Origin of the sequence: Kitasatospora sp. NPDC059462 (assembly GCF_042749955.1) — a bacterium.
Lineage (GTDB): Bacteria > Actinomycetota > Actinomycetes > Streptomycetales > Streptomycetaceae > Kitasatospora.
In genome coordinates, this window is the sequence record NZ_JBHYUU010000118.1 from 1 (window position 1) to 16,819 (window position 16,819).

General features: G+C 76.1%; 10 protein-coding genes and 1 pseudogene. 4 read left to right on the forward strand and 7 right to left on the reverse strand.

Features of this window, described 5'->3' with window-relative positions:
* Window positions 1-105 precede the first annotated feature (105 nt).
* The 6 genes and pseudogenes from ACFXAM_RS25880 to ACFXAM_RS25905 all read right to left on the reverse strand — a co-directional run bounded on the left by ACFXAM_RS25880 (window position 106) and on the right by ACFXAM_RS25905 (window position 10,797).
* On the reverse strand, window positions 106-1,260 hold the full coding sequence (locus ACFXAM_RS25880) for an AAA family ATPase (RefSeq protein ID WP_380294626.1): 1,155 nt from the start codon (window positions 1,258-1,260) through the stop codon (window positions 106-108).
* On the reverse strand, window positions 1,257-6,431 hold the full coding sequence (locus tag ACFXAM_RS25885) for a hypothetical protein (RefSeq protein ID WP_380294627.1): 5,175 nt from the start codon (window positions 6,429-6,431) through the stop codon (window positions 1,257-1,259). Before ACFXAM_RS25885 ends, ACFXAM_RS25880 begins: the two co-directional genes overlap by 4 nt.
* A pseudogene (locus ACFXAM_RS25890) lies at window positions 6,428-7,281 on the reverse strand (DUF4132 domain-containing protein). Before ACFXAM_RS25890 ends, ACFXAM_RS25885 begins: the two are co-directional and overlap by 4 nt.
* Window positions 7,282-7,438: 157 nt before the next feature.
* Window positions 7,439-8,674 (reverse strand): PQQ-dependent sugar dehydrogenase, encoded by a 1,236-nt coding sequence (locus ACFXAM_RS25895; protein ID WP_380294628.1) that lies wholly within the window; start codon window positions 8,672-8,674, stop codon window positions 7,439-7,441.
* Window positions 8,675-8,878: 204 nt separating this feature from the next.
* Complete coding sequence (locus ACFXAM_RS25900) at window positions 8,879-9,682, reverse strand: ABC transporter ATP-binding protein (protein WP_380294629.1); 804 nt, start codon at window positions 9,680-9,682, stop codon at window positions 8,879-8,881.
* Between the two features lie 77 nt (window positions 9,683-9,759).
* The gene (locus ACFXAM_RS25905; protein WP_380294630.1) at window positions 9,760-10,797 is read right to left on the reverse strand and encodes an ABC transporter substrate-binding protein; all 1,038 of its coding nucleotides are present in this window, start codon (window positions 10,795-10,797) and stop codon (window positions 9,760-9,762) included.
* A gap of 152 nt (window positions 10,798-10,949) precedes the next feature.
* Here ACFXAM_RS25905 and fhuB point away from each other — a divergent pair, with 152 nt between their 5' ends.
* The gene (fhuB, locus tag ACFXAM_RS25910; protein WP_380294631.1) at window positions 10,950-13,127 is read left to right on the forward strand and encodes a Fe(3+)-hydroxamate ABC transporter permease FhuB; all 2,178 of its coding nucleotides are present in this window, start codon (window positions 10,950-10,952) and stop codon (window positions 13,125-13,127) included.
* 19 nt (window positions 13,128-13,146) lie between these two features.
* Window positions 13,147-14,331 carry an enterochelin esterase gene (gene fes / locus ACFXAM_RS25915; protein WP_380294632.1) on the forward strand — a complete coding sequence of 395 codons (1,185 nt, stop codon included), beginning with the start codon at window positions 13,147-13,149 and terminating at the stop codon, window positions 14,329-14,331.
* Window positions 14,332-14,364: 33 nt separating this feature from the next.
* Here the strand turns inward: fes and ACFXAM_RS25920 are convergent, their stop codons facing one another.
* The gene (locus tag ACFXAM_RS25920) at window positions 14,365-14,862 is read right to left on the reverse strand and encodes a beta-class carbonic anhydrase (RefSeq protein WP_380294633.1); all 498 of its coding nucleotides are present in this window, start codon (window positions 14,860-14,862) and stop codon (window positions 14,365-14,367) included.
* Between the two features lie 414 nt (window positions 14,863-15,276).
* Between ACFXAM_RS25920 and ACFXAM_RS25925 the strand changes: the two genes are divergently transcribed.
* Entirely contained in the window at window positions 15,277-16,278 is a 1,002-nt protein-coding gene (locus tag ACFXAM_RS25925; protein ID WP_380294634.1) for a GNAT family N-acetyltransferase, read from the forward strand.
* Window positions 16,279-16,393: 115 nt separating this feature from the next.
* Window positions 16,394-16,738 (forward strand): hypothetical protein, encoded by a 345-nt coding sequence (locus ACFXAM_RS25930; protein ID WP_380294635.1) that lies wholly within the window; start codon window positions 16,394-16,396, stop codon window positions 16,736-16,738.
* Window positions 16,739-16,819: the final 81 nt, after the last annotated feature.

A 16,819-nucleotide genomic window follows, 5' to 3' on the forward strand; every position in this document is an offset into this window, starting at 1 on the left:
CCGGCTCGCGCCCCCCCCCGCCACCCTCCCGCTGGAGGAGGCGCACCTGGCCCGGGGGCGCGCCCCGGCCGGCGGCGCGGCGGCCGGGGCGCGCCGGCACCGGGGTCAGTGCTCCAGGGCGGAGCGCAGGTCCCACAGGGTGCGCCAGGTGGCGGCGCCCTGTTCGGCGCGGCGGCGGACCGGGCCGTCCCAGTAGCCGAGCAGCCGGGCGGCGTCGGCCGGGTCGTCCTTGCGGACCACGCCGATGAGCTGGCCGGGGAGGCGGCCGAGCAGGTCGCCGCCGTCGGGCAGGTAGGCGGCGGTGACGCCGAGGGCGGTGGCCACCGAGACGGCCTCGGCGGTGCTCATCACGGTGGAGGGGCGTTCGACGTCCCAGCCCTCGGTGGAGCGGCCGGTCCGCAGGTCGCGGAAGGCGGTGACGAGCGCCTCCAGCACCGCGTCGTCCACCGCGAAGGCGGCGCCGGCGCGGGCCACGGCGGCGGTGGACTGGCGGCGGACCAGGTCCACCTCGGCGGCGAGGCTGCCGATCGGGCCGACCGTCTCGAAGTTGAACCGTCGCTTGAGGGCGGCGGACATCTCGCTGACGCCCTTGTCGCGCAGGTTGGCCGTGGCGATCAGGGTGAACCCGGGGACGGCGTGCAGCTGGCCGTCGGGGGTGCCGGCGAGTTCGGGGACGGCGATCCGCCGCTCGGAGAGCAGCGAGACCAGGGCGTCCTGGACCTCGGGCAGACAGCGGGTGACCTCCTCGACGCGGGCGACCGCGCCGGTGGTCATCGCGGTCAGCACCGGGGAGGGCACCAGCGCCTCGCGGCTGGGGCCCTTGGCGAGCAGCAGCGCGTAGTTCCAGCCGTACTTGAGCTGGTCCTCGGTGGTGCCGGCGGTGCCCTGGACGGTGAGCGCGCTGGTGCCGCAGACGGCGGCGGAGAGGAGCTCGGAGAGCATCGACTTCGCCGTGCCGGGCTCGCCGACGAGCAGCAGGCCGCGCTCGCCGGCGAGGGTGACGACGCAGCGTTCGACCAGGGCCCGCTCGCCGACGAACTTCTGCTCGATCGCCAGGCTCTTCCGGCCGGCCTTGAGCTTCTCGCCGCCGCTGCCCATCACGAAGGTGACCACGGCGCGCGGGGTGAGCCGCCAGCCGGGCGGACGCGGGCCGGAGTCGTGGGCGGCCAGGAACTCCAGTTCGGCGGCGTACCGCTCCTCCGGCAGGACGACCTGCCGGGCGGCCGGCCCGGGCGCGGTGGTGGTGGTGGTCGTGGTCATCGGCGGGCCTTCCTGCGCTTGCCGGTCTGGAGCTCTTCGAAGCCGGGGGCGTCCCCGTCGGTGACGCGCTGCCAGGCCCGGGCGAACAGCTCCGGGACGGACAGCTGCGGCAGCGCGGCGTGGTGGGTGGGCAGGTCGTAGAGGCCGGCCTTCCACGTCTCGACGGGCAGGCCGGGGGCCTTGGCCTCCTGCCAGCCGCCGGGGAGGAACAGGCTGCGCCCGGCCCGGGCCCGCTTGGCCTCCACGACCAGCCCGGAGGCGCCGAGTTCGGCGCGCGCCTTCTTCAGCCGGGCCGGCTTCCAGCCCGTCCAGCGGGCGACGTTGCGGTCGGTCGGGTCGGGCAGGGCGAGCAGCTGGAGGTAGAGCACGGCGGCGTCCTCGCCGAGCTCCTTGGCCTTGGCGACCTCGGTGACCAGCTCCGGCACCGTGAGCAGCGGGTGGTGGGGCCAGATCTCGGTCCCGGCGGCGTCCGCCGCCGGGGGGAGCCCGGGCAGGGCGACCAGCCGGTCCAGGGCGCCGTCCAGGAGGGCGGTGAGGACGGACCGCTGGCGGACGAACCAGAAGCTGTCGGCCAGGCCGGCGAGCAGTTCCAGCGCCGGGTCCTGCGGGCCGCCGATGCCCGCCGGGCGCCACCAGATGTACTCCGCCGCGTTGGCTTCGTGCCCGGGCGACAGCACCACGGCCTCGCCGCAGCGGACCAGTCCGTCGGCGTCGGCGCCGCCCTCGGCGGGCAGGCCCCAGCGGGTGCGCAGGACGGCGGCCAGCGAATCGCCCTTGCTGTTGCGGCGCAGCTCGTAGGCGAGCAGCAGCTCCGGGTCGGCCAGGCGGGTGCGCAGCGCCTGGACGGCCGGGGCGAGCAGCGCGCGCAGCGGGCTGTTCCAGGACAGCCGGTAGGCGAGCCAGGCGAGGGCGTCGACGGCCTGGGAGAGGGTGCTGTACTCGGGGACGGCGTCCGGGTCCTCGGGCACCAGGTTGAGCGCGCCCCCGTCGCCCTGGGGGCGGAGCCGCTGGCGGGTGGTGCGGCTCAGCCACGGGGTGTTCGCGACGTTGAGGATCTCCTCGATCCGCTGGATGTGGGTGCCGCTGACGGCGGCCTGGTCCTCGTCGGGCAGGGTGACGATCCGTCCGAGGCGTTCGGTCCAGCGGGCGGCGCCGGCGGCGCTGTCCGGGCCGGTGGTCCAGAGGTCCTCCGGGTCCTCCGGCAGCAGGGCCGCCCAGACCTGGGCGAGGGCGGACCGCTCGCGCCCGCGCAGCCAGTCCCGGGCGGCCTTGGCCTCGGCGGCCTTGAAGCCGTACTCCTTGAGCGCCTCGGCGGGCAGCGGCGAGCCGTACCACTGGACGAGGGCGCTGGTGGGGCTGAACAGCAGGGTGGAGCGGAGGGCGCCGATGCCGGTGCGCTCGCCGAAGTCGGCGGCGCGGTCGGCGCGGTGGGTGATGGCGCCGCGCTCGGCGAGCAGGGCGGTGAACCGGGCGACCCAGTCGGCGCTGACGGTGTCCTCGGTGACGCGCTCGAAGCCGGTGCCGAAGTGGGCGACCGGGCCGAAGGCGCCGCTCGGGTCGTGGTCGACGGCGAGCCAGAAGACCTTGTCGTCGGCGTGGTGGCTGCAGCCGAGGACGATCACGGTACGCTCGCCGTGCCGCCAGACCTGGCCGGCCCGGTGCTCGTGCTTGTCCTCCCGGCTCTGCCCCTCGCCGAGCGGCTCGGTGAGGCGGACCTCGCGCAGGGTGGCGCCGCGGTCGGCGAGCGGCCCGGCGGTGAGCTCGGTGAGCAGCAGCGCGAGCGAGGCGCGGTGCTCGGCGGAGGTGAGCGGGGCGGCGGCCGCGTAGGCGAGGGTGCCGACGTCGCCGAGCGCGTGCAGCCAGCCGTGGTGGGTGTCCTCGCCGTGCAGGTCGACCCGGTGCGGGGTGCTCCAGCCCTCGCCCTCGGCGGCGGGCGGCTCGGCGAGGACGGCGGTGACCGTCCGGAGGTTGTTGAGCACCCGGTAGGCGACGCTGCGGTCCCAGCTGCGGCCGAAGCCCCCGATCCCGGGCAGCAGCAGGCCGGCGGCCTCGCCGAGCTCGTAGTCGGTGCCGTGCTCGGGCCGGTAGGCGTACGTCGGGGCGCCGGAGGAGTCGGAGGTGCGGGGGGCGTTCTCGGGCTGCGGCAGGTAGCGCGCGATCCCGTCGAGCAGGTGGGCGGCGCTGCGGGCGAGGCCGGTGACGCCGGCCAGCAGCCGCCGGTGGGTGATGCCGGGCAGCAGCTCCGCGACGGCGTCGAGCGAAAGCTCCTCGGCGGCCTTGCCGCTGCTGACCACGGGGCGGCGCACGCCCTGGACGGTGATCCAGCGCTGCTGCGCCGCGGGGACCGGCTCGGCGTCGGTCGGCCAGGCGGCGTCGACGAGGCGGGCGGCCTGTTCGTCGGTGAGGCCGCGCAGCACCGTGGAGCCGTGCTCGTCGCGCGGGCGCAGGGCGTGCCAGTGGGCGAGCGGCAGCACGACGGCGGTGCCGGCCGCGCCGAGGCCGCCGGGGTCGCCGGGGTCGAGGTCGGCGGTGAGGCCGGTCGGGTCGGCGGTGACGGTGCCCTCCGCCGCGGAGTCCTCGGCGGCCAGGCCCAGGGTCAGGTCGCGTTGCTGGGTGTCGTGGACCAGCGGGCGTGCGCCGCCGGGCAGGACGAGCCGGCCGCGCGGGTACGTCCGGTTCCGGACCCGGGAGTTGTCGACGACGAGCGTGGTGCCGTCGGCGGTGCCGGTGGTGACCCGTGAGCCGTCGACCCGCACCCAGTGGCCGAGCACGGTGCCGTCGGTGCCGAGCGGGGTGTCCTCCAGGCCGGGCTGGAGCGGCAGCATCCTGGTGCGGTTGACCTCCAGGCGGCCCGCCGCGGCGCCGGCGGCGATCCGCGGCGGCTCGGAGACGCGGCCGACGGTGCCGGTGGCGGGGTCGAACTCGTGCAGGACGTGGCCGCGGTTCCAGCGGGCGGCCCAGTGGCCGGTGCCGTCGGCGAGGAGGTGGTCCTGGTCGGACACCTGGGTGTCGCCGACGTGCAGCGGGCGGTGGCCGCTGCTGCGCCCGCCGCCGGGCAGCGGGAGGGACGGCGTCTCGATCTCGTCGCCGCCACTGTAGTAGCGGGCGATGGTCTCGCCGCCGAGGTCGAAGACCTCGGCGGGGCGGCCGGACCAGTAGGCGCGCTGCTTGCCGTCCTGGTACCAGGCGACCAGCAGTTCGCCGTCGACGAAGCGGAAGTGCGCGCGCTGGTGGCTCTCCAGCTTGTGGGGGATGCGCAGGGTGTGTTCGAGCACGATGCCCTGCGGTCCGGCCACCACGACCTGGTTGCCGCGGCCGAGCACCAGGTGCGGCCAGGCCTCCTGCAGCACCAGGCCGTCGGGCAGGTTGCCGCCGTTGCCGACGCCGGGGGCGTCGCCGCCCGCGACGCCGAGCCTGGCGAACGCCTCGTCCAGGGCCGGCCAGCCGAGTTCGTCGAGGATGCCGCCGCGCAGGGCGCGGGCGAGCAGCCCGACCACGTCGAGGCCGGCGATCCGGGCGGCGGCCGCCGGGTTCTCCTCGCGCACGGCGGTGCGGTGGGCGTTGAGCTCGCGCAGCATCACGGCCGCGCTCTCCAGGCCGCGGACGGTCTCCAGTTCGTCGGTCCGGGCGTCGGACCACTCGACGAACAGCTCGCGCAGCACCGGCCGGGCGGCGAGCCCGCGGTTGTCGACGGTCGTCCAGACGTCGGGGACGGCGGCGCGCAGGGTGGAACGGAAGCGCGGGTCGGCGGCGACGGCGGCCAGGGTGCGGCCCTCGGCGGACGACGAGGTGACCCAGTGCTGGAGCTGGAGGGTGTGGTCGTCGGCCGGGTCGGCGACCGGGACGCCCTCGGTGAGCAGCAGGTCGAGCAGTTCGAGCTGGGTGGCGCTGCGGCGCACCCCGGTGAAGAGGTCGACCGGGACGGCCTCGGCGCGCAGCCGCTCCAGCATCCGGGTGACCAGGTCGATGGTCACGGTGTTCAGGCCCCGCTGGCGCCAGCCGCGCCCGAGGTGGCTGGTCCAGCGCTGCAGCCAGGCGGCGGCCGGCTCGGGGGCCCCCTCCGCGTCCGCGTCCGTGTCCGCGACCGTGTCCGTGCCGGCGCCGGCGGCGGGCAGCTCGGTGAGCAGCCGTTCGGCACCGCTCTCGGCGAGCAGGGCGAGCCAGGCGGCGTCGTGGACGTCGGCCTCGTCGCTGCCGGCCGGGGCGGGCATCAGCTCCAGCAGGCGGGCGCGGACCGCGGCGTCGCGCTGCCCGAGGGCGACGACGGCTCCGTGCCAGGACTTCCAGAAGGTGGCGGGCGCCCGGTTGACGGCGGGTGAGGCGAGCAGTTCGGCGAGCAGTTCCTGCTCGTTCTCCTCGCGGTCCAGGCCGGCGGCCTTGAGCAGGGCGCGGGCGTCCTCGGCGACCCCCGCGTAGGGGGCCATGCCGGCGGCGGAGCGCTCGGTGCACAGCTGGCGGAAGCGCTGCCAGGCGGTCAGCGGGTCGAGCCGGACGCTCAGTTCCTTGACGTACTGGCGCAGCGCCTTGACGCTGAGCGCGCCGGCCAGGGCGAACTCCAGGAAGACGGCGCGCAGCCGCTCCTCGTCGACGGCGAGGCTGTGGGTGCGCTCGGCCTCGCGGGCCTTGCCGAAGAAGGTGCTGGCGTAGGTCTGGTTGCCCTGTTCGAGGAAGATCCGGCCGACCTGCTCGCAGTAGGTGGGCAGGAAGTGCGGGACGGCGCGGCCGAGCCGCACGGCCAGCTCGTCGAAGCCGTCCTTGGCGTGGCCGGGCTTGGACTTGGCCTGGCGGGCGAGCCGTTCCATCTCCTTGACCAGGGCGAGCGCGTGGTGGCCGTTGGCCGGGTCGTTGACGAGCGCCCAGGCGGGGAAGCCGAGCGCCTCCTGGCGGACCTGGCCGACCTCGGCCGGCTGGCCGTCGGGAACGAGCCCGAGGAAGTCGACGGCGGCGTCCTCGGCGGGGCCGAGCGCGCCGGGCACCAGGCGCACGATCCGGCGCCCGTCGAGGGCGGGGTGGGCGTAGGTGCGGGCGGTCAGCACGTCGGCGGCGCTGTCGGGGCCGCCGACGCCGGGCAGGGTGCCGGGGGCGAGGATCGCCCCGGCCTCCAGCAGCCGCTCGTGGCGGGCCTCGCCGGGCGCACCGGTGGTGCGGTCGGGTCCGGTGGTGGTGCTCATGCGGCTTCCTCCCCTTCGATCGTGCGGCCGGCGTACAGCGCGGCGGCCATCCGCATCCCCTCGGACCAGGCGACCGGTCCGACTCGGCCAGCGGCAGGACCTTGCCGTCCGGTCCGGTCCAGCTGAGCGCGCCCGTCTCGCACTCGTCGTACTCGTAGTAGTCGCCGACCCAGACCCGCGCCTCCAGGGCGAGGCCGTCCTCGACGACGGGCAGCACGGCGTGTCCGCCGCGGACCCGGTAGCCGAGCCGGGCGCAGCGGCCGATCAGGTCGCGCAGCGCGCCGTAGCGCCCGCCGGCGTAGGTGGAGACCTCGGTGCCGGCCGCGTCGCCGGGCCGGTGCCACACCTCCCGGTACAGCTGCTGGACCTGCTGGGAGACACCGAGCTCGACGGCGAACTCGCGCAGTTCGTCGAGGTCCTCCAGCAGGACCGGGTGGGGTATCCGCAGTTCGCCGTCGGTGAGGCGCACGGTGTCCCCATCGAGGTCGACCAGGCCGAGGCCGCGTTCGGCGTCGGCGCCGCGCAGGAATCCGGCGACGGCGCCGTCCGGCCCGGTGACCACCAGGTCGCGCAGGACCTCCTGCCAGGCCTCGTCCGCCCACACGGCGGTGACGACGGCGGCGGGCACCGGCAGCGAGCGGACCATCCACCGCTCGGCGGTCTCCAGGCAGCCGCGGCGGTGCGCCTCCAGCCACTCGGTGAGCTGCTTCAGCCCGACGACCACCGGGTCGTCGTTCAGCTTCGGCGGGACGGACTTCAACAGGCGGCCGGCCGCGTTGCGGCAGACCACCCTGCCCTCCTCGTCGAAGGCGACTTGGTACCCGCCCGTTCCCGTTTCCACCCACGCCACGGCCGCGCTCCTCCCAGCTGGTCAGTGATGGAAGGAACGTAACGGGACACACTGACAACGCCGCCTGCGGGGAGGGGTACTGAGCGGTAGGAAGACGCGGGGGCAGGTTGGACCCGGGTTCAAACCGCTCGAACGGGTGATCCAATCCGGCTGCGGGTCACGTCCGGCCGACGGTCAGCCGCAGGATCCGGTCGTCCCCGGGGCGCGGGTCGCCGCGCCCGTCGGTGTTGTCGGTGACCAGCAGCAGCGTGCCGTCCCGGTCGGCCACCACGGTGCGCAGCCGGCCGTACGTCCCGGAGAGGAAGTCCCGCGGCGGGGCGGCGGACCGCTCGCCGTCCAGCGGGATCCACCAGAGCCGCTCACCGCGCAGCGCGGCCATCCAGACGCCCCCGGCGGCGTGGGCGATGCCGCTCGGGGAGGCGTCGGAGGTGTGCCACTGGGCGACCGGGTCGGTGAACCCCTGGCGCCCGGCGGTGCCCTCGACGGTCGGCCAGCCGTAGTTGCCGCCGGGGGTGATCAGGTTCAGCTCGTCCCAGGTGTCCTGGCCGAACTCCGAGGCCCAGAGCCGCCCCTGGGGGTCCCAGGCCAGGCCCTGGACGTTGCGGTGGCCGAGCGACCAGACCGGGGAGCCCGGGAACGGGTTGCCGGGGGCGGGGGCGCCGTCCGGGGTGAGGCGCAGGATCTTGCCGCCGAGGGAGCCGCGGTCCTGGGAGAGCCGGCGCTCGTCGGCGTCGCCGGTGCCCGCGTACAGGAAGCCGTCCGGACCGAAGCCGATCCGGCCGCCGTTGTGCCGGGAGCCGTGCGGGATCCCGCTCAGCACGACGGCCGGCTCGCCGAGTTGGGAGCCGGCCGGGCGGGCGGGGTCGTAGTCGAGGCGGACGATCCGGTTGTCGGAGGCGGTGGAGAGGTAGGCGTAGACCCGGTGGTCGGTGGCGAATCCGGGCGAGAGGGCGAGCCCGAGCAGACCGCCCTCGCCGCCGGCGGTGACGCCGGGGACGGTGCCGGCCTCGGTCCTGCCGCCGTCCGCGGCCGAGACGCGCAGGATCCTGGCCTCGTCGCGTTCGGAGACCAGCAGGTCGCCGTCGGGCAGGACGGCCAGACCCCAGGGGGACGCCAGACCGTCGGTGACGGTGCCCGAGACGGCCACCGACGCCGGGGCGTCCGGGGCCGGTGTCCCGGTCGGAGCCGGCGCCCCGCCCGGGGCCTGCGGCGACGTGGCATCACCGGACACGGCCTCACCGGGCGTGGCCGCGGCGGACGTGGCGGGGGCGGACGTGGCGGGGCCGGAAGGAGCGGGCGCGGCGCGCTCCGGGGCGGCCGCCGAGGAGCAGCCGGCGACGGCGGCCGAGCCGAGGACGAGGGCGACGAACAGGGCGGCGGAGCGACGGAGCATCGGTGACCTCTCCCGGGGACGGCGGGGCGGCGGGCACAGCGGGGCGGCGGGCGCGACAGGCGCGACGACGGCGGCACGGACGTCCGGCGGACGCCCGTCCAGCACACCACACCCGGGCCCGGCAGGGGGCCGAACCCGCCACGCCCGCCCGGCCGTCCGGGGGACCCGGCGCGGACCCGGCACGGACCCCCGGCCCGCCCCCCGTCAGCCGGCCGGAGCCGCCGCCGACCGCGTCCCCGCCCGCGGGACGATCACCGGCGCGCCGTCCCCGGGGGCCGCGAGCACATCGCTGTCGACGTCGTACAGCGCCCGCACCAGCTCCGCGTCCACCACCTCGCGCGGCGCCCCGCAGGCGATCACCTCACCGCCGCGCATCGCCACCAGCAGATCGGCGTGACGCGCCGCCGCCGCGAGGTCGTGCAGCACCATGACGACGGTGCGCCCGCCCGCCGCGACCTCGCGGACCAGCTCCAGCACCTCCACCGCGTGGCCGAGGTCGAGGGCACTGGTCGGCTCGTCGAGCAGCACGACGGGGGCGTCCTGGGCGAGCACCATGGCGAGCCAGCAGCGCTGCCGCTGCCCGCCGGAGAGCCGGTCCAGCCGGCGGTCGGCGAACTCCTCGACGCCGGTGGCCCGCAGCGCCTCGGCGGTGAGCCGTTCGTCGTCGGCGGACCACTGCCGGAACAGGCCCTGGTGCGGGTGGCGGCCGTAGCGGACCAGCCCGGCGACGGTGACCGCCTCCGGTGCCTGCGGGCTCTGCGGCAGCAGCGCCACCCGGTGCGCGGCCTGCCGGGGGCGCAGCTTCCAGATGTCCTCGCCGCCGACCAGCACCCGTCCGGCGTCCGGCCGGTGGAGGCGGGCGATCGAGCGCAGCAGGGTGGACTTGCCGCAGCCGTTGGGGCCGACGACGGCCACCACCCGGCCGCCGGGCACGGTGAGGTCCACGCCGCCCAGCACCGGGCGCCCGGGGCCGTACCCGGCCTTGAGGCCCTCGACCGTCAACTCCATGGCGGCTTCCTTCGGTTGGGAGGGGGAACGAACCGAGCGGCGGACGCCCCGTGAGGAGGGGCGCCCGCCGCCGGCGGTCACTTGGCGCCGAGCGCCTTGCTGATGTCGCCGATCACCGCGTCGGCCGCGAGCGGGCCGCCGCGGGTGGACCAGACGGAGCCGTCGACGGTGACGGTGTGGTTGGTCTTCACCGCGTTCAGCTCCTGGTAGGCGGGCTTGGACTGGACGTCCTTCAGCGCGGCCTTGCCGTCGTCGGTGAGGGTGGAGAGGAACAGCCAGTCGCCGTCGATCTCGTTGATCTTCTCCAGGCTCAGCGCCGGGGTGTGGGCGTTGCCGTCCTTGTCCTGGGCCTGCGGGCGGGTCAGGCCCATGTCGAGGGCGACGCCGCTGGCGAACTGCTTCTTCTCCATCCAGCTGGGGCCGGTCGGGTTCCAGCGGACGATGGAGACGGCCTTGCCCTTGTTCTCGCCGAGCTCGCCGCCGGCCTTGGCGGCCTTGGCGTCGTAGTCGGCGATGACCTTGTTGGCCTGGTCCAGCTTGTTGACGGCGTTTCCGATGCCGCGGAAGGAGAGCTTCCAGTCGTCGGTGGGGGCCATCGTGACCAGGGTGGCCGGGGTGATCTCGCGCAGCTGCTTGAGGACCTGCTGGTCCTGCATGTCACCGGCCAGGATGAGGTCGGGCTTGGCGGCGATCACCTTGTCCATCACCGGCTGGAGCAGGTTGCCGACCACCGGGATGCCCTGGACCTTGTCCTTCAGGTACGCCGGCGGCTCGTTGAGGCCCTGTCCGTTGGTGATGCCGGCCGGCTTGAGGCCGAGCGCGAGCACCGCGTCGAGGTCCTCCTGGGTGAGGGTGACGATGCGCTTGGGCTCGGCGGGGATCTCCACGGCCGTGCCGGTGGCGTCCTTCACGGTCCGCTTGCCGCCGGCCGCGTCGGCGGCGGGGCTGCCCGCGGCGGTGGTGGCGGCGGAGGAGGACGGGTCCGCGGAGGAGCCCTTGTCGGAGGAGCCCGACGAGCCGCAGCCGACGAGCAGGAGCGTGGCCGCCCCGGTGGCGGCCAGCGCCTGGACCGCACGACGGCGGGCGGGGTGGAGCGGGCTCTGGCGGGACGACATGGGGGCCTCCGGGCAGGGGTGTTGCAGACGGGCGTGCGGTCGGTGGAGCGGTGGAACGGTGGCGCGGTGCCGCGAACCCCGGCGATCCGGGGGGACCGGCGCCGGGCCGGACACCTGTCCGACCGCGATGGCCATTAGGTTAGCCTTACCTTATGACATTGTCGCAAGTGGGTACCGCCGAGGCGGCCGACGCGGATCCCCCCGGCCCCGCCCCGCCGGCGGCCGAACGGTCGCGCCGCACCTCCTGGGCCGCCGTCGGCGGCATCCTCGCCGCCCTGCTCGCGCTCACCGCGCTCTCGCTGTCCGTCGGCGCCGGCGAGGTCGGCCCCGGCCGGGTGCTGGACTACCTGCTCGACACCGACGGCGCCCGCGCCGACAGCCGGCTCGCCCTGGTCGTCGGCGACCTGCGGCTGCCGCGCACCCTGACCGCGCTGCTGGTCGGCGCCGCCCTCGGGGTGGCCGGCGCCCAGTTGCAGTCCGTCACCCGCAACCCGCTCGCCGAGACCGGCCTGCTCGGCGTCAACGCCGGCGCCTCGCTCGGCGTCGTGCTCGGCATCGCCGTGCTCGGCGTCCAGACCTCCTACGGCTACCTCGCCTTCGCCTTCGGCGGCGCCGTGCTCGCCAGCGGGCTGGTGCTGGCCATCGCCGGCAGCCGCGGCGGCGGCGGCGGCTCCCCCATGCGGCTGGTCCTCGGCGGCTCCGCCGTCGGCGCCACCTTCGGCGGCCTGACCGGCGTGCTGATCGTCAACTCCCCCGAGGCGTACGACCGCTACCGGGTCTGGGTGCTCGGCTCGCTGGCCGGCGTGGAGGGCTGGACGACGCTGGGCCAGCTCGCCCCCGTACTCGGCGTCGGCTTCGTGGTCGCCCTGCTCACCACGCGGCCGCTGTCCGCGCTCGCGCTCGGCGACGACCTCGCCCGCGGTCTCGGCCACCGCCCCGGCGCCACCCGCGCCGCCGTCGCCCTCGCGGTCACCCTGCTCACCGCCTCCGCCGTCGCCCTGGCCGGGCCGATCTCCTTCCTCGGCCTGCTCGCCGGCTTCCTGGCCCGCGCCGCCGCCGGCCCCCGGGTCGGCCGGCTCACCCTGCTCGCCGGACTCGTCGGCGCGGCCGTGCTCACCGGCGCCGACGTGCTCGCCCGGGTGGTGGCCCGCCCGTTCGAGGCGCCGGTGTCGGTGATCGTCGCGCTGATCGGCGCCCCCACCCTGATCGCCATCGTCCGCTCCCGGAAGACGGCCGCGCTCGGCATGGCCGACACCGCGCCGGGCGAGTCCTCCGGCCGCCGCGGCCACCCGGAGGAGAAGCCGCCCCGGCCCGACCTGGTGATCCGGCGCGGCGCGCTGTCCGTGCTGCTCCCCCGCCGCTCCGCGCTGGCCGCGCTCGGCCTCGCCGCCGCGCTGCTGGCCGCCGTGGTGGTCTCCGCGCACGCCGGGCAGAGCGAACTCGGCCTCGGCCGCACCTTCCAGGCCGTCTTCGGCCACGGCGAGCGGCTCGACGTGCTGCTGGTGCAGAAGTTCCGGCTCGGCCGGATCGTCGCGGGCCTGGCCGCGGGCGCCGCGCTCGGCCTGGCCGGCTGCCTCACCCAGACCCTCGCCCGCAACCGGCTCGCCACCCCCGAACTGCTCGGCGTCAACGACGGCGCCACCGCCGCCGTGCTGATCTCGGTCACCGCCTCGGGCGCGTTCGGCGCCTGGTGGGCCGGGCCGATCGGCGCACTGGTCGCCGTCGCGGTGGTCACCGCCGTCTCCGGCGGGCTCGGCGCGCGCGGCTACCGGGTCCTGGTGGTGGGCCTGGCCATGTCGGCGCTCGCCTCCGCCGTCATCCAGGTGGCGATGGCCCGGCGCTCGCTCAGCTCGGCCTCCTCGCTGTACGTCTGGACCTCCGGCAGCCTCAACGGCCGCGACTACGAGGTGGCCACGCCGGTGCTGACCGGCCTCGCCGTGCTGGTGCCGCTCGCCCTGGTGGTGGCCCGCCGGCTGGCCGTGCTGCGCTTCGACGACAACGTGGCGTCCTCGCTCGGCGTCGACCCCGGCCGGGTGCGGCTCGCCTGCCTGCTGCTCGCCGTGGCGCTGGCCGGACTCGCCGTCGGGATCTGCGGGCCGGTCGGCTTCGTCGCGCTGGCCGCGCCGGTGGTCGCCGGGCGGCTCGCCGGGCCGGCCCGCGTGCCGGTGCTGGGCTCGGCGCTGGTCGGCGCGGTGCTGATCGTACTGGCCGACACCCTCGGCCGGGTGCTGATCTCCGGGGTCGAGATCCCGGTGGGCATCGTCACCACCGTGCTCGGCGGCCCCTTCCTGCTCTGGGTGTTGCTCGGCCGCAAGGGCAACCCCGCCTGACCATCGAGGAGTTCCGCACGTGCAGAGTGAACCGAACGACACCGCTGACGCGTTCTGGGCCAGGGTGGCCGCCGAGGGCGCCCCGCTGGTCGACCCCGACCCCGCCGATCCGGCCTACCGGCAGGTGACCTTCGTGCTGCGCGACGAGCCGGGCGAGGAGCCGTACGACGGCGTGCTCGCGCTCGTCCACACCGTCACCGACAAGGACCGGCACGCCGGCGACCTCACCCCGCACCTGATGGAGCGCCGGGCCGGCGGCTGGTCGCGCACCTACCGGCTGCGCGCCGACCACCGGGCCTCCTACCAGCTCTACCCGGTGCGCGGCGCCGTCCCCGGCACCCGGCGGGCCGACTGGCTGCGGGTGCTGGACGGCGCCCGCCCCGACCCGCACGGCACCGGGGACCAGCTGCCCGCCCGCGACGGCCGTCGGCCCGCCTCGGTGCTCGCCCTGCCCGGGGCGCTCGCCCAGCCGTACGTCCGGCGGCGCGCCGACGTGCCGCGCGGCCGCACCGTGCGCGCCGAGGTGGCCGGGCGGCGGATCGACGTCCACCTGCCCGCCGGGCACCGCGCCGACGCCGCCCCGTACCCGGTCCTGGTCCTGCTGGACGGCGAGATGTGGGGCGAGGTGCTGTCGTTCGGCGACACCCTGGACAACCTGACGGCCGAGGGGCTGATCCCGCCGACCGTCGCCCTGCTCGTCCACACCATGGGCCCCGGCCGGCCGGACGACCTCAGCTGCAACCCGGACTTCGTCGACCTGCTCGCCGACCGCGTCCTGCCCTGGGCCGCCGCCGAGCACCGTGCCACCGCCGACCCGGCCCGCACCGTGATCGCCGGCCAGAGCGCGGGCGGTCTCACTGCCGCCTTCGCCGCCTTCCGCCGCCCCGCCCGGTTCGGCAACGCGCTCTCCCAGTCCGGCTCGTTCTGGTGGCCCGACGGCACCGAGTTCGACGGCGGGAGCGAGTGGCTGACCCGCCGGTTCGCCACCACCGAGCGCGGCGGCGCCCGGTTCTGGGTGGAGGTCGGCCTCCAGGAGTGGATGCTGCTCACCCAGAACCGCCACCTGCGCGACGTGCTGACCGCCCGTGGCTACGACCTCGCCTACCGCGAGTTCAACGGCGGCCACGACTACGCCTGCTGGCGCGGCGGGCTGGCGGACGGCCTGGTCCACCTGCTGGGCACGGGCGGGCCGGGCGGGCGCTGACCGGCGGCCGGCGCCGCCGGTCGGCGCCACCGGTCAGAGCGTGACCTCCTTCAGGAGCCCGGTCGCGACGTCGAAGACGAAGCCGCGCACGGCGCTCGTGTGCGGGACGAACGGGCTGGTGCGGATCCGGGCCACCGACTGCCGGACGTCCGTCTCCAGATCGGCGAAGGCCTCGGCGGCCCACGGCGGCTTCACCCCGGTCTCCTCCCGGATCGACTCGCGGAAGGCGTCGTCGCCGAAGGTGAGCATGCCGCAGTCGGTGTGGTGGACGAGGATGATCTCCCGTGTGCCGAGCAGCCGCTGGCTGATCGCCAGCGAGCGGATGGCGTCCTCGGTCGCCACCCCGCCGGCGTTGCGGATCACGTGCGAGTCGCCCTCGGCGAGGCCGAGCGCGCCGTAGACGTTGAGCCGGGCGTCCATGCAGGCCAGGACGGCCGTGCGACGGGCCGGCGGGAGCGGGAGCGGCCCGTCGAAGGCCGCGGCGTAGTCGGCGTTGTTGCGCAGGTAGTGGTCGGTGGCGGTGTCGGTCATGGCGGACTGACGTCCCTTCGGTGCGGTCGGATCGTGGTCGGCCGGGGCACGGGGGCACGCGGAACCGCGCACGCACGTGCCCGCACGTGCGCGCGGATCGCCTGCCGTGCCCGGCGCGGGCGGTGAACGGCCCCGGCTGCGCCCGCACGGAGCGGCGCGACCGGACGGGCCGGGATGATCGAACGATCAGACGATGACCGGACAGCCAGTGGAGTGGACACGGCCGAAGTCGATGTGACGACGGCGGACGAGCAGGGTCATGCGGGCACCGTACTGCCCACCACACCCCGCCCGCCCGGGAATCCGGCATTCTCCACCCCACCGGGTGACACGCCCGCCCCGGGCCGGCGTCCGCTTCGGAAAAGCCCGACGGCGCCGGGCCGAGATCAGTACAGTGTCACATGTGATGGATCTGTGTCTTCGCGGCGGCCGCGGGTGATCCGCCCGTTCCTGCCCGCCGTCGACTATCCGGCGCTGGCCGAGCTGCTGTCGGCCGAGGGGGCCGTGGCCGTGACGGCGGCCGAACTGCGGGAGCGGGACGCGGTGTTGCCGGACGCGGACGCGCTCTCGACCGACCGGCGGGGGCGGCTCACCGGGCACGGGCGGGTGCGGCTGGTGCAGCCCGGCCCCTCCGGGGACCTGCTCGCCTACGCCACTGCCTGGCGGGCGCCCTGGACCCCGCCCGGCGACCTCGCCTCGCTCGCCGTCAGCGCGCCCGGCCGCGCCCCGGCCTGGATGCTGCCGCTCTACGACGGGCTGGAGCGCTGGGCGCGCGGGATCGGCGCCTCCCGGCTGCTCGGCGAACTCCCGGACGAGGCAGCGGAGTCGGAGCCCGTCCACGGGACGTGCCGGTCGGACCTGACCGGTCTGCTGCTCGGCCGGGGCTACCGGGTGGACGCGCACGTCCGGTCGGCCGTCGCTCCGCTCGGGGCGCACCTGCCCGCCCCGCGGGTGCCGCCCGGCCTGCGCCTGGGCACCCTCGCCGGGACCACCGCGGCCGAGCCCGAGCGGCAGCTCCACCACCTCTACCGGGAGACCCTGCGCGACAACCCGGGGTTCGCCGATGCCCTCCCGGACTTCGAGCGGTGGCGCGCCGAGGCCCTGGACGGACCCGGCGGGCGCCCCGACTGGGTGTTCACCGCCGAGTCCATGGGACGGATCGTCGGCGCGAGCATCGTGCACGCGGTGCCCGATCCGCGGGCCTGCCGGATCGACTACACCGGAGTGCTGCGGCCCTGGCGGGGCCGCGGGCTGGCCCGGGCGCTCAAGCTGCACGCCGCCCGGCACCTGGCGGGCCACGGCGTGCGGACCGCGCACACCGAGGTCGAGGCCGGCAACGTGCCGATGGTCGCGGTGAACACCGCCCTGGGCTACCGCTGGGGGCCGGGCCACCGGCGGCTGGTCAAGGAGTTCTGAGCCCGGCCCGGCCCCCGGTCGGCGGTGTGTTGGAGGGCCGGTTCGCAGCCGGCCCTCGACTACCCTGCGTCGACGAGTGATCACATCACGACACTCCGTGACGAAAGGAGTCACCATGACGGACGACTTCAGTCAGCGACCGGCACCGGAATCCGTGCGACTGATCGACTTCGAGGAGGCCAAGGCCGTCCCGGGGATCGTGCCGGGCACCTTCATCCTCGTCGTCAGCGGCGAGAAACCCTACGCGAGCATGACGGTCCGCCTGGTCCCGCTGGTCTACGTCAGACAGCCCGAGTACTGGGGCATCGAGGTGACCGGCACGCTGCCCTCCGGCTACCTGCTGCCCGCCACCGCCCCGTACACCGAGGCCCTGCCGCTGGACGGGATCACGGGCACCAGGGGCATCGAGGTGATCGGCGCGACCAGGCGCGAGAGGATCGACCTGCCGCGCGGCGACTGAGCCCGGGACCGGTCCGGGACCGGCGCAACGCCCCCCCCCCCCCCCGGGGGGGGGGCCGTAGGGGGGGGCGGGCGCGGTCCG